The 12,372-nt window shown below is 68.2% G+C and carries 14 protein-coding genes; 8 read left to right on the top strand and 6 right to left on the bottom strand.

Translation table 11 applies throughout. The features are described from left to right. Positions 1 to 55: 55 nt before the first annotated feature. The 3 genes from AX708_RS02855 to AX708_RS02845 all read left to right on the top strand — a co-directional run bounded on the left by AX708_RS02855 (position 56) and on the right by AX708_RS02845 (position 3,902). Positions 56 to 799 (top strand): M23 family metallopeptidase, encoded by a 744-nt coding sequence (locus AX708_RS02855; protein WP_066529246.1) that lies wholly within the window; start codon positions 56 to 58, stop codon positions 797 to 799. Positions 800 to 1,071: 272 nt separating this feature from the next. Further along, entirely contained in the window at positions 1,072 to 2,613 is a 1,542-nt protein-coding gene (locus tag AX708_RS02850; RefSeq protein WP_197426066.1) for an acyl-CoA synthetase, read from the top strand. After that, positions 2,610 to 3,902: a cytochrome P450 gene (locus tag AX708_RS02845; protein WP_066529252.1), complete on the top strand. Its 1,293-nt coding sequence runs from the start codon at positions 2,610 to 2,612 to the stop codon at positions 3,900 to 3,902. The genes AX708_RS02850 and AX708_RS02845 overlap by 4 nt, the downstream gene beginning before the upstream one ends. Here AX708_RS02845 and AX708_RS02840 read toward each other — a convergent pair. Further along, positions 3,899 to 4,348 (bottom strand): helix-turn-helix domain-containing protein, encoded by a 450-nt coding sequence (locus AX708_RS02840; RefSeq protein WP_066529255.1) that lies wholly within the window; start codon positions 4,346 to 4,348, stop codon positions 3,899 to 3,901. The two genes, AX708_RS02845 and AX708_RS02840, sit on opposite strands and share 4 nt — an antisense overlap. Between AX708_RS02840 and AX708_RS02835 the strand changes: the two genes are divergently transcribed. Both AX708_RS02835 and AX708_RS02830 read left to right on the top strand, forming a co-directional pair. Further along, the gene (locus tag AX708_RS02835; RefSeq protein WP_066529258.1) at positions 4,347 to 4,901 is read left to right on the top strand and encodes a hypothetical protein; all 555 of its coding nucleotides are present in this window, start codon (positions 4,347 to 4,349) and stop codon (positions 4,899 to 4,901) included. The two genes, AX708_RS02840 and AX708_RS02835, sit on opposite strands and share 2 nt — an antisense overlap. A gap of 30 nt (positions 4,902 to 4,931) precedes the next feature. Then, positions 4,932 to 5,876, top strand: coding sequence for an AraC family transcriptional regulator (locus tag AX708_RS02830; protein WP_066529261.1), 945 nt, complete (start codon positions 4,932 to 4,934; stop codon positions 5,874 to 5,876). Positions 5,877 to 5,917: 41 nt separating this feature from the next. On the opposite strand, the gene AX708_RS02825 is transcribed toward AX708_RS02830, so the two are convergent. Beyond that, positions 5,918 to 6,808 (bottom strand): UTP--glucose-1-phosphate uridylyltransferase, encoded by an 891-nt coding sequence (locus AX708_RS02825; protein WP_066529264.1) that lies wholly within the window; start codon positions 6,806 to 6,808, stop codon positions 5,918 to 5,920. A 150-nt stretch (positions 6,809 to 6,958) separates the two neighbouring features. On the opposite strand from AX708_RS02825, the gene murA reads away from it, so the two are divergent. After that, positions 6,959 to 8,239: a UDP-N-acetylglucosamine 1-carboxyvinyltransferase gene (gene murA, locus AX708_RS02820; RefSeq protein ID WP_066529266.1), complete on the top strand. Its 1,281-nt coding sequence runs from the start codon at positions 6,959 to 6,961 to the stop codon at positions 8,237 to 8,239. A gap of 133 nt (positions 8,240 to 8,372) precedes the next feature. On the opposite strand, the gene AX708_RS02815 is transcribed toward murA, so the two are convergent. The 4 genes from AX708_RS02815 to AX708_RS02800 form a co-directional block, all read right to left on the bottom strand. Further along, positions 8,373 to 8,603 (bottom strand): ribbon-helix-helix domain-containing protein, encoded by a 231-nt coding sequence (locus AX708_RS02815; RefSeq protein WP_066529268.1) that lies wholly within the window; start codon positions 8,601 to 8,603, stop codon positions 8,373 to 8,375. A 16-nt stretch (positions 8,604 to 8,619) separates the two neighbouring features. After that, entirely contained in the window at positions 8,620 to 9,132 is a 513-nt protein-coding gene (locus AX708_RS02810; protein WP_066529273.1) for a hypothetical protein, read from the bottom strand. A 189-nt stretch (positions 9,133 to 9,321) separates the two neighbouring features. Continuing rightward, the gene (gene thiS, locus AX708_RS02805) at positions 9,322 to 10,299 is read right to left on the bottom strand and encodes a sulfur carrier protein ThiS (protein WP_066529274.1); all 978 of its coding nucleotides are present in this window, start codon (positions 10,297 to 10,299) and stop codon (positions 9,322 to 9,324) included. Between the two features lie 49 nt (positions 10,300 to 10,348). Continuing rightward, complete coding sequence (locus AX708_RS02800; protein WP_066529277.1) at positions 10,349 to 10,738, bottom strand: MerC domain-containing protein; 390 nt, start codon at positions 10,736 to 10,738, stop codon at positions 10,349 to 10,351. Positions 10,739 to 10,860: 122 nt separating this feature from the next. On the opposite strand from AX708_RS02800, the gene AX708_RS02795 reads away from it, so the two are divergent. Together AX708_RS02795 and cutA are read left to right on the top strand one after the other, a co-directional pair. After that, positions 10,861 to 11,940 (top strand): COX15/CtaA family protein, encoded by a 1,080-nt coding sequence (locus tag AX708_RS02795; RefSeq protein ID WP_082745557.1) that lies wholly within the window; start codon positions 10,861 to 10,863, stop codon positions 11,938 to 11,940. Continuing rightward, positions 11,937 to 12,254, top strand: coding sequence for a divalent-cation tolerance protein CutA (gene cutA, locus AX708_RS02790; RefSeq protein WP_066529281.1), 318 nt, complete (start codon positions 11,937 to 11,939; stop codon positions 12,252 to 12,254). The genes AX708_RS02795 and cutA overlap by 4 nt, the downstream gene beginning before the upstream one ends. Positions 12,255 to 12,372 lie beyond the last annotated feature (118 nt).

The following is a 12,372-nucleotide window of genomic DNA, read 5'->3' as shown; positions in this document are numbered from 1 at the left end:
ATTCCTACGGCTCGACCTCCAATCCGGCGGGCCGCAATCGGGACCGGGTCTTTTTATGATTTTTGCCTTCCGCGGAGCGCTGAAGCTGGTTGGGACAACCGCTTGCGCCGTTCTGGTTTCCGCTGCCGCGCCGGCTCTGGCCAACACCAATTCGGCCGCCTCGACCACCACCACCGCCAGCGCCGACGTGCTTCAGCCGCTGCGCGACGCCGGTGAGCTCCCCGAAACGGGCGATACCCGCTTCAAGTCGCTGTTCGCCACCATCCTTGAGTCCGAGCGCAAGACGCCGACTCTCGGTGCGGTCGAAGCGCCCACCGCCTTTTCCTCGCCCGTTCCGGTCCGCGGCATCTCGGTGCCCTCGCGCATGCCGCTCGAAGGCGCGGCGCTGACCAGCGGCTTCGGGATGCGCACTCACCCGGTGCTCGGCGGCCGCCGCCAGCATCAGGGCATCGACCTTGCCGCACCCGCCGGCACCCCGGTCTACGCCACCGCCGACGGCGTGGTCAGCCGCGCCGACTGGTATTCGAGCTACGGCCTCTACATCAGCCTCGAACACGGCGCCTCGATGCAGACCCGCTACGCCCACCTCTCGCGCCTTGCGGTCGCGGCGGGGGACAGCGTGAAGAAGGGCGACCTCATCGGTTACGTCGGTTCGACCGGCCGTTCGACCGGCCCGCACCTCCATTACGAAGTTCGCGTGGAGGGTCTTGCAGTCAATCCGATTCCGTATATGGTAGAGAGCGACGCACAGCTGGCCTATGCCCGCGATGCACGCCTGACCGGCCAGGGCGGCGAATAACCGCTCGGGCTTTACGGCCTTCGAGATTGCCCGTGTAAGCGGGCCGGACATTGGAGAGGGTGTCCGAACATGGGCGGCGGGTTATCCCGCCGCCTTTTTTTGCGTCTTGCCACCCCGCCACCGCCCGCCGAGGGGATGACGCGCCTGTTGGGTAGCACTTCGAATACTCTTTTCCCTTGCGAGCGTTCCCGCGCCCGCTAGATTTTCCTCCTGAGAGGAAATGTCGGCAGTCTCCGCAAGGGGCACCGCCGCGAGGGAGAGAGAACATGTCGATGCACCCGATCGCGCACGCCGCGGCCAAGCCCGATCATCCGGCTGTCATCATGGCCGGATCGGGCCAGCAGATGACCTATCGCGCGATGGACGAGGCCGCGAACCGCTTTGCCCAGCTGCTGCGCGCGCGCGGGCTGCAGCCGGACGATGCCTTCGCGGTGCTGCTCGAAAACCGGATCGAGTATTTCACCCTGATCTGGGGCTCGCAGCGCGCCGGCACGCTGCTGGTGCCGATCTCCTCGCGCCTGACCGCGCCGGAGATCACCTACATTCTCAAGGACAGCAACGCGAAGCTGCTGATCACCTCACCCTATTTCAACGGCGTGATGGGCGATATCCGGCGCGCGTGCCCCGATCTGGACGTGCTGGTCACCGGCGGCGGCGGGGCAGAGGATTTCGCCGCAGCGCTTGCCCAGCACCCCGCGACCCCGATCCCGGATCAGCGCGCTGGCCTCACCATGCTCTATTCGTCAGGCACCACCGGGCGGCCCAAGGGCATCCGCCCCGCGCCGCCCGCCGATCCCGATCCGCAGGCGATGATCCCCTTCATCGGCCTTGCCACGATGGGCGCGGGGATGCCGACCGACGGCTCGATGATCTACCTCTCCCCCGCCCCGCTCTATCACGCGGCGCCCTTGGCGTGGTGTTCGGCCGCGCAGCGCCTCGGCGGCACGCTGGTGGTGATGGAGAAGTTCGAGCCCGAGGCCGCGCTCGCGGCGATCGAGACGTACCGAATCACCGACAGCCAGTGGGTGCCGACCCATTTCGTGCGCTTCCTCAAGCTCGATCCCGCGGTGCGCGCAAAGTATGACCTTTCCAGCCACAAGCGCGCGCTCCACGCCGCCGCGCCTTGCCCGGTGCCGATCAAGCGCGAGATGATCGACTGGTGGGGCCCGATCGTGAACGAGTATTACGCGGGCTCGGAAGGCATCGGGATGACGATGATCGGTTCGGCCGACTGGCTTGCGCATCCCGGCTCTGTCGGCCGCTCGATCTACGGCACGCTCCACGTCTGCGGGCCGGATGGCGAGGAAGTCGGACCTGGCGAGGACGGGCTCATCTATTTCGAGAACGCCCTACTCCCCACCTATCACAATGATCCCGAGAAGACCCGCGAGGCGATGCATCCCAAGGGCTGGATGACGCTGGGCGACATCGGCCATGTCGATGCCGACGGCTTCCTCTATCTGACCGACCGCAAGAGCCACATGATCATCTCGGGCGGGGTCAACATCTACCCGCAGGAGATCGAGAACCTGCTGGTCACCCACCCCAAGGTGGTGGACGCCGGCGTGATCGGCGCGCCCTGCCCCGACCTTGGCGAGAAGGTCGTCGCGGTGGTGCAGCCCAAGGACATGGCCGATGCGGGCGAGGCACTGGAGGCGGAACTGCGCGAATTCCTCGCCCCCAGCCTCTCCAAGATCAAGATGCCCAAGCTGTTCGACTTCCGCCCCGAGCTGCCGCGCGAGGCCAATGGCAAGCTCTACAAGCGCGAGCTGCGGGACGAATATGCGGCGAAGGCCAGGGAAGCGGCGGAATGACCGCTCCGGCGGTGCTGCCGGGCGACATCGCCCGCAAGGTCATCGACCCCCACGCCTATGCCGAATGGAACGGGCTGCTCGACACCTTCGACCACATCCGCGCCACCACCCCGGTGGCGAAGGTGCAGCCCGACACGCCCGGGCTGTTCGACCCCTTCTGGCTCGTCACCCGCTATGACGACGTGATGCGGATATCGAAGGACAACGCCGCCTTCCTCAACAATCCGCGGCCCGTGGTGTTCAGCTTCAATCAGGCGATCGAGTTTTCGCGCGCGGCCACAGGCTCCAACATGCTGGTCGATTCGCTGGTGGTGTTCGACGCGCCGGTGCATCCCAAGTACCGCAGGCTCACCCAGGACTGGTTCATGCCGAGGAACCTCGCCCGGCTGGAGGGCGAGCTGCGGACGCTGGCGGCGGCGACGGTCGACCGGATGATCGCGGCCGGGCCCGAGGTGGACTTCGTGAAGGAGGTCTCCGGCCCCTACCCCTTGCGGGTCGTCATGCAGATCCTCGGCGTGCCGCCGCAAGACGAGTTCCGGATGCAGATGCTCACCCAGCAGCTGTTCGGCGGGCAGGACAAAGACCTCTCGGGCAGCGGCATGGACCAGATAACGCCCGAACAGGTGGTGCAGATCGTCGCCGGGGCGGTGAAGACCTTCGAGGATTACTTCGCCGCCCTCGCCGAGGACCGCCGCAAGCACCCGACCGAGGATGTCGCCAGCGTCATCGCCAATGCGCTGGTGGACGGCAAGCCGCTGCCCGCGCGCGACATGGCAGGTTACTACATCATCGTCGCCACCGCCGGGCACGACACCACCAGCGCGAGCACGGCGGGCGCGATGCAGGCGCTCGCGAACGATCCCCAACAATATGCCCGCGTGCGCGCCGACCGCTCGCTGCTCCCCGGCATCGTCGAGGAAGCGATCCGCTGGACCAGCCCGGTCCAGCACTTCATGCGCACCGCGGCCGAGGATTGCGAGCTCGGCGGCCAGCAGGTGAAGAAGGGCGACTGGCTGATGATCAACTACGTCGCCGCCAACCACGACCCCGCGCAGTTCCCCGACCCGCGCCGCTTCGACGCCGCGCGCTCGCCCAACCGCCACCTGGCCTTCGGGGCGGGGGCGCACCAATGCCTCGGCCTGCACCTTGCGCGGCTGGAAATGAGAATCCTGTTCGAAGCGATCCTCGACCGGGTCGCGGCGGTCGAACCGGCCGGCGAGGCGGCGCGCGCGACCAGCACCTTCGTCGGCGGATTGAAGACCCTGCCGCTCAGGGTGACGCCTGCCTAACTGACCGAAGGCGGGGCAGGGCTGAGCGGAGCGAGCGGCGGCTGCCAATCCTCCCCAAGGCTGCGCAGCTCGGCCGTACCCCACTCGGCGACGGGCATCAGCACCTTGACCAGATCGCAGCCCTTGGGCGTCGCGACATAGAGCGTTGCCGCCTCGTCATCGCTGATCACGGTGCTCACCAGCCCGTCGCGCAGCATCGCCTTGAGCTGGGTCGAGAGCACCTGCTGGCTCACCGCGCCCAGCGCGCGGCGCAGCGCGGCAAAGGCGAAGGGGCGGACCGACAGCAGGTAGAGCGCGCGCGCCTTCCACTTGCCGCCGACCAGGCCGACGACATGCTCGATCGGGCAGGCATCCATCGCCGGGCGCTTGGGTTCGTAGCTCGCGGGCATGGTCAGAACTTTCTGTGTCTTGCGATGCAGTGCAGCATAGAGCGATCCTGCTTCCATGCACATCATCCAATTGGACACCGTGGTCGAAAGCGAGCTGGCGCTTCTTGCCCCGTGCATCGGCGCGGACCTGCCGGGCTACCGCAACCACATCTACCGCGTGCTGACCTATGCGATGCACTTCATGGGCGGCGAGGCGCGCTGGCGGCGGCCCTTCGCCTTTGCGCTGGCCTATCACGACGTGGGGATGTGGACCCACCGCGAGCTCGCCTATCTCGAGCCCTCCGCCGCGCGGGCCGAGGCCGCGCGGCGCGATCATGCGCCCGATCTCGACGGGGCGCTGATCCATGACCTGATCGTCTGGCACCACAAGCTGACGCCCTTTCGCGGGGCCAATGCGGCGGCGGTCAACGCCTTGCGCAAGGCCGACTGGGTCGACGCGAGCCAGGGCCTGCTGCGCAAGGGCCTCACCCGGGCGCAGATCGCCGCCGTCAACGCCGCCCTCCCCGCCCACGGCTTTCCCGACACGCTGATGCGGCTCGCGGGCGATCTCAACCACGGCAATCGCACAGGGGGATTGTTGCGAGTGCTACATAAGGTATACAGGGTCTGATGAAGCGGTCGCTACAGGGGGAACGCGGGCATGCCGATACACCAGAACTGGCACTTCACCGGCGGCCCGGACCGCGGTGCGAAAGGCAAGGTCGCGGGGCTCGCCGAGGAGATCGTCTTCGTCACCCATCCCTCGACCGGCCTCGCGCTGATCGTTGCGGTGTTCGATCATGACGGCACGCGGCAAAGCGTGACGCTGCATGATCCGGCGCGAGACGTGGTGATCGTCACCTGCGGCAGCGTCTTCCCGATGGCGGTCACGCTCGATGGCCGGCGGAGCGAATGCGGTCCGCATTCGAACGACCGGGTGACTTTCGTGCCGGCGGGAACCCGCATGGTGATCGAGCATACCCGCGACAGCTCGATGCTGTGCGCGCTGATCCTGCCTGCGGGACGGCTGGCGATGATGGGCTCCGGCCCGTGCCCCGCGCCCTTCGCCCTGCGCGACGACGCCGCGCTCGCCGGCCTCGCGCATGCCGCCTTCCGGCTGGTGCTCCGCCGGAGCGAGGCTGACAACCCCGCGCTCGAAGAGGCCACTGCCCGGCTCGCAGCCGGCCTCGTCGAGAGTCGGCCGGAACGGGCCGAGCGCGCCGACCCGCGCATCGCGCTGCCGCCGCACAAGCTGCGCCGCGTGCTCGCGCATATCGAGGCCCGTCTCAACTGCCCGATCACTCTCAAGGAGCTCGCCGATCTCGCGCAGCTTTCGCCCTACCATTTCGCGCGGGTGTTCAAGCAGGCGACCGGGCGCTCGCCTTACGATCACGTGCGCTGGCGGCGGATCACCCGCAGCACCGCGCTGATCGCGCGTTCGGAGCTCAAGATCGCGGAGATCTCCGCCTCGACCGGCTTTGCCAGCGCCGCCCATTTCAGTAGCGCATTCCAGCGCGCTGCTGGCATCTCTCCGCTCCAGTTCCGCCGCGTCGTGCGCCCGCGGCTGCTGAGCGGGCAGAGCTTCGGTCCGGCCCGGGCGAACTGACGGGCTGCCGGGCGCCGCGTCCGGAGCGGGCGAGGGGCGCGCTACTTCAGCAGATCCAGCGCGATCGCGCGCACTTCGGCGCCCATGTCGGGGCGGGCGAGCGCGATCGCGAGGGTCGCCTGCACGAAGCCGGTCTTGCTCCCGCAGTCATACCGCGCGCCGTCGAAGGTCACCGCGTGGAACGGCTGGGTGCCGATCATCTTGGCCATTGCGTCGGTCAGCTGGATCTCGCCGCCCGCGCCCTTGCCCTGGGTCTCGAGCACGCGCATCACTTCGGGCTGGAGGATATAACGGCCCGAGACGATCTTGTTCGAGGGGGCATCGGCCTGCTTGGGCTTCTCGACAAGGCCCTTGACCTCGGTGAGGTTGCCGCCAAAGCCTTCCAACACCTCGCCCGGGTCGATCACGCCGTAGGACGAGACCTGTTCCATCGGCACCTCGAGCACCGAGATGAGATTGCCGCCGACCTCCTGGTAAGCCTCGACCATCTGCTTCATGCAGCCGGTGCCGCCTTGCCGGGCCACCATCAGCTCGTCGGGCAGGAAGATCGCGAAGGGTTCGTTGCCGACGATGGCGCGGGCGCACCAGATCGCGTGTCCGAGGCCCAGCGGCACCTGCTGGCGCACCGCGATGACGTCGCCCGGGGTCGCGCGGGTCGGTTCGAGCACCGAGAGGTCCTTGCCGCGCTCGGTCATGGTCTGCTCGAGCTCGAAAGCGATGTCGAAATGCTCGACGATCCCGGTCTTGCCGCGCCCGGTGACGAAGATCATCTGCTCGATCCCCGCCTCGCGCGCCTCGTCGACCGCGTACTGGATCAGCGGGCGGTCCACCACCGGCAGCAGTTCCTTGGGAACCACCTTGGTGGCTGGGAGGAAGCGCGTGCCGAGCCCCGCGACGGGGAACACGGCTTTCTTGATGGGCTTGGGAGACATCGAAGGCTCTCTTGTTGGGTGGACGCTTGCTGGCGCGTCCGATGCCCCCGTGCCTTGCGCCATAAACAAGGTCAATGATTGTTCGGAATCGTCACCAGCCACCCGCGCGCGCGAGTTGCACGAAAGGCACTTTTCGCTAAGGCTGGCGGGATGGACAAACTGATCATCAAGGGCGGCAATCGCCTCCAGGGCACCATCCCCATCTCCGGCGCCAAGAATGCGGCGCTGACGCTCATTCCCTGCGCGCTGCTGACCGAGGAGCCGCTGACGCTGCGCAACCTGCCGCGCCTTGCGGATATCGACGGGTTCCAGCACCTGATGAACCAGTTCGGCGTCACCACGGTTATCCAGGGCACGCGGCCCGAGGATTTCGGGCGGGTGATGAGCATGGAGGCGACCCGCATCACCTCCACCGTCGCGCCCTATGATCTGGTGCGCAAGATGCGCGCCTCGATCCTCGTGCTCGGCCCGATGCTGGCCCGCGCGGGCGAGGCGACCGTCTCGATGCCCGGCGGCTGCGCGATCGGCAACCGCCCGATCGACCTCCACCTGAAAGCGCTCGAGGCCTTCGGGGCGAAGATCGAGCTCGCGGCAGGCTATGTGAAGGCGGTGCAGCCCGATGGCGGGATGCCGGGCGGGGACTTCGACTTCCCGGTGGTCAGCGTCGGCGCGACCGAGAATGCACTGATGGCGGCAGTGCTGGCGAACGGCACCAGCCGCCTGTTCAACGCCGCGCGCGAGCCCGAGATCGTCGACCTGTGCAACATGCTCGTGGCGATGGGCGCGGAGATCGAGGGGATCGGCACCTCCAACCTCACCATCCACGGCGTCAAGCGCCTCCACGGCGCGACCTACCGCGTCATGCCCGACCGGATCGAGGCGGGCTCCTATGCCTGCGCCGCCGCGATCACCGGGGGCGAGGTGCGTCTGGAAGGCGCCAAGGCCGAGGACATGATGGCCACGATCCACGCGCTCCAGGCGATCGGGGTCGAAGTGACGTGGGACGCCAAGAGCGTCACGGTCAAGGCGAACGGCCACTTGAAGGCGACCGACCTCACCACCGCACCCTATCCCGGGCTTGCCACCGACATGCAGGCCCAGCTGATGGCGCTCTTGTGCAAGGCGGACGGGGCGAGCGTGCTCAAGGAGACGATCTTCGAGAACCGCTTCATGCACGTGCCCGAACTCGCCCGCATGGGCGCCAACATCACCACCGAGGGGCGCACGGCGGTGGTCAAGGGGGTCGAGGGCCTGACTGGCGCCGAGGTGATGGCGACCGACCTGCGCGCCTCGATGAGCCTCGTGATCGCGGGCCTTGCCGCCGAGGGCGCGACGACGGTGCGCCGTCTCTACCACCTCGACCGCGGCTATGAGCGGCTGGAGGAGAAGCTCCAGCTGGTGGGTGCCGATATCGAGCGGGTGGACGACTGACGCTTGGCCTTGTGCTGGCCTGCAAATCGCTCCAGCACGACCTACCGGTGCTCACGACCCTGAAGGTCGCTGCGCGCCGGGTGCCGCGCTGGCACGATTTTCGGCGAAGCCCAAGCCCAAGCTGCGTTGCGTTTTAGGGTTGATTGACCACCAGCCACACCCGGATCGCGCTGGCGAGCCCCGGTGGCGTGGGCGATTTGATCCGTTCGGCATCGATGCGGGCGACAAGGGCGGCAACCGCCAGCCCCTCGCGCGACGCGGCGGCCTTCAGCATCTCCCAGAACAGCGGTTCGAGGCTGATCGAGGTCTGGTGGCCCGCGATGGCGAGCGAGCGCTTGACCGGGGGGTGGTAGGGGGAGTCCATGCTCCCCAACTAACACTTAAGCCGCTTCGAAGTCGTCCACATATTCGGGAAGGAACACGGGCTCGCGCTCGGACCAGCCGGGGGCGGTAGCGGCGGCTTCGCTCAAGGATTGGAGCAGCAGCTTGCGGCGCTCCGGGCGGATGACCGGAAGCGCGCTCGCGGCGCAGAAGGCGGCCGGGAGGTAGGGGCGCACCGCCGCGCCGAGCAGGCGTTCGTAGAGGAAGCGGAAGGCCGAAAAGCACGCCAGCCGCTCCTGTTCCAGATCGAAGGCGGCAAGGCGCACCAGCTTGCCGAGGAAGCGTTCGACCTCGTAAGGCGTATCATCCTGCGGGATCAGGCCGCGCAGCGCCTTCAAATCCTGATAGGCGACATATTGCCGGCGGATCGCGGTGTTCTCCGCCTCGGAGCGGCCCCAGCGCCGGAAGGCATCGGTGCGGGCGAGGCCGATGTCGAGGCTGCGCTTGATGTAACGCTGCTCGGCAGGGGCGAACCCGGCGAATTCCCGCATCTCGGCAATCGGCATCATCATGGCGCGTCTCCTTCGGACAGGGAGAACGTCGCTGAAGATGGTTAATTAAGCGTTAGGTAGAAGGAACAAATCGGCCCGCCAACGGACGGGACCTAAGCGCGAACGCGCGCCCGGAGGGGTGGCCCGCAGGGCCGGGCCCCCGGAGGAAAGCCAAGCGCGCGGACGCGCGCGCCGGCGCTTGAGGCCAGATCAAATAAGCCCCGCCAAGGGACTGCTAGGATCGGCATACATCCGCCGCGCCATGCGGCCCGCAAGGTAGGCCTCGCGTCCGGCCTCGACCGCCAGCTTCATCGCGCGGGCCATGCGGATCGGATCTTTCGCCTCCGCGATGGCGGTGTTCATCAGGATGCCGTCGCAGCCCAGCTCCATGCCGACCGCCGCGTCCGAGGCCGTGCCCACGCCCGCGTCCACGAGCACCGGCACCTTGGCGCCCTCCACAATGAGCCGGATCGTCACGCGGTTCTGGATGCCGAGGCCCGAGCCGATCGGCGCGCCCAGCGGCATGATCGCCACCGCGCCCGCGTCTTCCAGCTGCTTGGCCGCAATCGGATCGTCGGCGCAGTAGACCATGGGCAGGAAGCCCTCCTTGGCCAGCACTTCGGTTGCCTTCAGGGTCTCGCGCATGTCGGGGTAGAGCGTGCGCGCCTCGCCCAGCACCTCGAGCTTGACGAGGTCCCAGCCCCCCGCCTCGCGCGCGAGCCGCAGCGTGCGCACGGCTTCCTCGCCGGTGAAGCATCCGGCGGTGTTGGGGAGGTAGGTGATTTTCTTGGGGTCGATGAAATCGGTCAGCATCGGCGCCTTGGGATCGCTGACATTCACGCGCCGCACCGCGACCGTGACGATCTCCGCGCCGGAGGCTTCCACCGCGGCGGCGTTCTGTTCGAAGCTCTTGTACTTGCCCGTGCCGACGATCAGCCGCGAGCGGAAGGTGCGGCCCGCTACGGTCCAGGTATCCGCCGCATGATCGCCCCCGCCGACGAAATGCACGATCTCGAGCGTGTCCCCCTCTGCCAGCGCCGCCTCGGCCAGCGTCGAGCGCGGGACGATTTCGCCGTTGCGCTCGACCGCGACCTTCTCGGGGACGAGATCGAGCTCGCGCACCAGATCGGCAATCGTGGCGGCGGCCGAGCGGTGGGGGGCGCCGTTCAGGGTAATGGTCTTGGTCATGCGCGGTGACATAGTCCCTCGCAGCCCCCGCGCAACCCGCGCGTTTTGATCAGTCCGCGCGGCGCAGGTTCATCCAGTGGGCGACGGAGACGATGGCGACACCGACCAGCGTCAGCAGGAATTCGTTGGTCCCGTGCGGCACCAGCAGCGCGAAGCCCATCAGCGCGAGACCAGCCAGCGCCACGAGGAACGGCTCGCGCCGCCCGCTCCGCAGCATCCCCCGCCCGATCGCCAGCGCGGCGACGATCAGCGCCAGCAGGAGGCCGATGCGGTGGATGTTCTCGTCAAGCAGGAAGTGCCCGCCCAGCCCCAGCGCCGAGACCACCACCAGCGTGGCGAGGCAATGCAGCGCACACAGGCCGGCGAGCCCGATGCCCAGATGATCGAGTCGGCGGCGCAGCGAGCTGCGACTCGCAGGGGGCAGGGTGTCAGGGGTCATGTCTGGAGCGGCATGTATGTTATGTTGTTACATTTGGCAAGGCGCAGTTGCGCCCGGTGCACCCGGCTTTGCGGCGAACGGGCTTGCCTCGCGGCGCGCGCGGAGACAAAGGCGCGAGGATCATGGCCGCCTCCGCCCCCCTGCCGAACGACGTATCGGACCTGTTCGCGCCCGCCGCCGGGGCCCGCGCTCGTCCGCTGGCGGTGGCGCGCTGGCTCGAGCTGGTGGCAGTGCTGGTGGTGACGATCGTCGTCGTCGGCGGGATCACCCGACTGACCGAGAGCGGGCTGTCGATCACCGAATGGAATGTCGTCAGCGGCATCCTACCGCCGCTGAGCGACACGGCATGGCAGGCCGAATTCGCCAAGTACCGCGCGACCGCCGAATACCGGATGGAAAGTGGCCCGGCCGGGATGGACCTCGCCGCGTTCCAGTTCATCTTCTTCTGGGAGTGGTTCCACCGCATTCTCGGACGCCTGATCGGGCTCGCCTTCCTGCTGCCGCTGCTCGTCTTCGCTCTCCGCCGGGCGATCCCGAAAGGTTACGGCTGGCGGCTGGCCGCGATGTTCGCGCTGATCTGCGGGCAGGGGGCGCTGGGGTGGTACATGGTGTCCTCGGGCATGGGCGCGACGAGCCTCACCGACGTGAGCCACTTCCGCCTCGCCGCGCACCTGCTGACCGCGCTGTTTCTGCTGGCGGGGCTGGTGTGGACCGCGCGCGACCTGCGGCTGCTGGCGAGCGACCCGGCTGCGCGCCCTGCGCCTTTGAAGGCGGGGGCAGCGCTGGTGGCGGGGGTGCTGTTCGTCCAGCTGCTGCTCGGCGCTTTCGTCGCGGGCCTCAACGCCGGGCACGCGGCGAGCGACTGGCCGCTGATGAACGGGCGGCTGGTGCCGGAGGCCGACTGGTCGGCCGGTGTGCTGGCGACCCTCTTCAACGATCCCTTCGTCCTGCACTTCATGCACCGCTGGTGGGCGTGGTTCGCGGTCGCGGCGCTGGTGTGGCTGGCGCGCGCTGTGCGCAAGACGTCGCGGCTCGACAGCGTCCTGGTCCACTCCGCCTTCGGGACGATGGTGCTGCTCGGCATCGCGACGGTGATGAGTGGCGTCTCCCTCTGGATCGCCGCCGCGCACCAGCTGGTCGGCGCGCTGACCGTCGTCGCGACCGTGCGGGCGATGCATTCCTACGGGCGGGCTGGCCAGTGAGCGCCGCGCTCGTCTGGTGCCCCTTCCCCGACGCCGACAGCGCCCGCGCCGCAGCCGACGCGCTGCTCGATGACCAGTTGATCGCCTGCGCCAACATCCTCGGCGCCATCGAGAGCCGCTTCGTCTGGGAGGGCGCCCGCGCCACCGGCTCCGAGGTCGCCGTGCTGTTCAAGACCACCGCCGAACGGCTCGAGGACGTCGTCGAACGCCTCGGCGAGCTTCACCCCTACGACACCCCCGCGATCATCGGCTGGCACGCCGACGCGGTCCATCCGGCCACTTTCGCATGGCTCGCGGGGAGCGTTCCGGGCTAGCGGTATTATTTTACCGCATCCAAAAACGGCGCTTTTGCTTGACTTCGCGCGCCCCAAACGACATTTGCGCGCCACTTCGCTCCCGGGGCCCGGCCCGCGGGGGTGATTCTCCCGGACA

The organism is Erythrobacter sp. CCH5-A1 (assembly GCF_001557115.1).
Classification (GTDB): domain Bacteria; phylum Pseudomonadota; class Alphaproteobacteria; order Sphingomonadales; family Sphingomonadaceae; genus Erythrobacter.
Note: the sequence above shows the minus strand (reverse complement) of the source record. Positions and strands in the feature narration are given on the sequence as shown.

Excerpts from the sequence above, each read along its gene's own strand:
- AX708_RS02855 (WP_066529246.1), top strand. The coding sequence starts at position 56 with ATGATTTTTGCCTTCCGCGGAGCGCTGAAGCTGGTTGGGACAACCGCT.
- AX708_RS02850 (WP_197426066.1), top strand. The coding sequence starts at position 1,072 with ATGCACCCGATCGCGCACGCCGCGGCCAAGCCCGATCATCCGGCTGTC.
- AX708_RS02845 (WP_066529252.1), top strand. The coding sequence starts at position 2,610 with ATGACCGCTCCGGCGGTGCTGCCGGGCGACATCGCCCGCAAGGTCATC.
- AX708_RS02835 (WP_066529258.1), top strand. The coding sequence starts at position 4,347 with ATGCACATCATCCAATTGGACACCGTGGTCGAAAGCGAGCTGGCGCTT.
- AX708_RS02840 (WP_066529255.1), bottom strand. The coding sequence starts at position 4,348 with ATGGAAGCAGGATCGCTCTATGCTGCACTGCATCGCAAGACACAGAAA.
- AX708_RS02830 (WP_066529261.1), top strand. The coding sequence starts at position 4,932 with ATGCCGATACACCAGAACTGGCACTTCACCGGCGGCCCGGACCGCGGT.
- AX708_RS02825 (WP_066529264.1), bottom strand. The coding sequence starts at position 6,808 with ATGTCTCCCAAGCCCATCAAGAAAGCCGTGTTCCCCGTCGCGGGGCTC.
- murA (WP_066529266.1), top strand. The coding sequence starts at position 6,959 with ATGGACAAACTGATCATCAAGGGCGGCAATCGCCTCCAGGGCACCATC.
- AX708_RS02815 (WP_066529268.1), bottom strand. The coding sequence starts at position 8,603 with ATGGACTCCCCCTACCACCCCCCGGTCAAGCGCTCGCTCGCCATCGCG.
- AX708_RS02810 (WP_066529273.1), bottom strand. The coding sequence starts at position 9,132 with ATGATGATGCCGATTGCCGAGATGCGGGAATTCGCCGGGTTCGCCCCT.
- thiS (WP_066529274.1), bottom strand. The coding sequence starts at position 10,299 with ATGACCAAGACCATTACCCTGAACGGCGCCCCCCACCGCTCGGCCGCC.
- AX708_RS02800 (WP_066529277.1), bottom strand. The coding sequence starts at position 10,738 with ATGACCCCTGACACCCTGCCCCCTGCGAGTCGCAGCTCGCTGCGCCGC.
- AX708_RS02795 (WP_082745557.1), top strand. The coding sequence starts at position 10,861 with ATGGCCGCCTCCGCCCCCCTGCCGAACGACGTATCGGACCTGTTCGCG.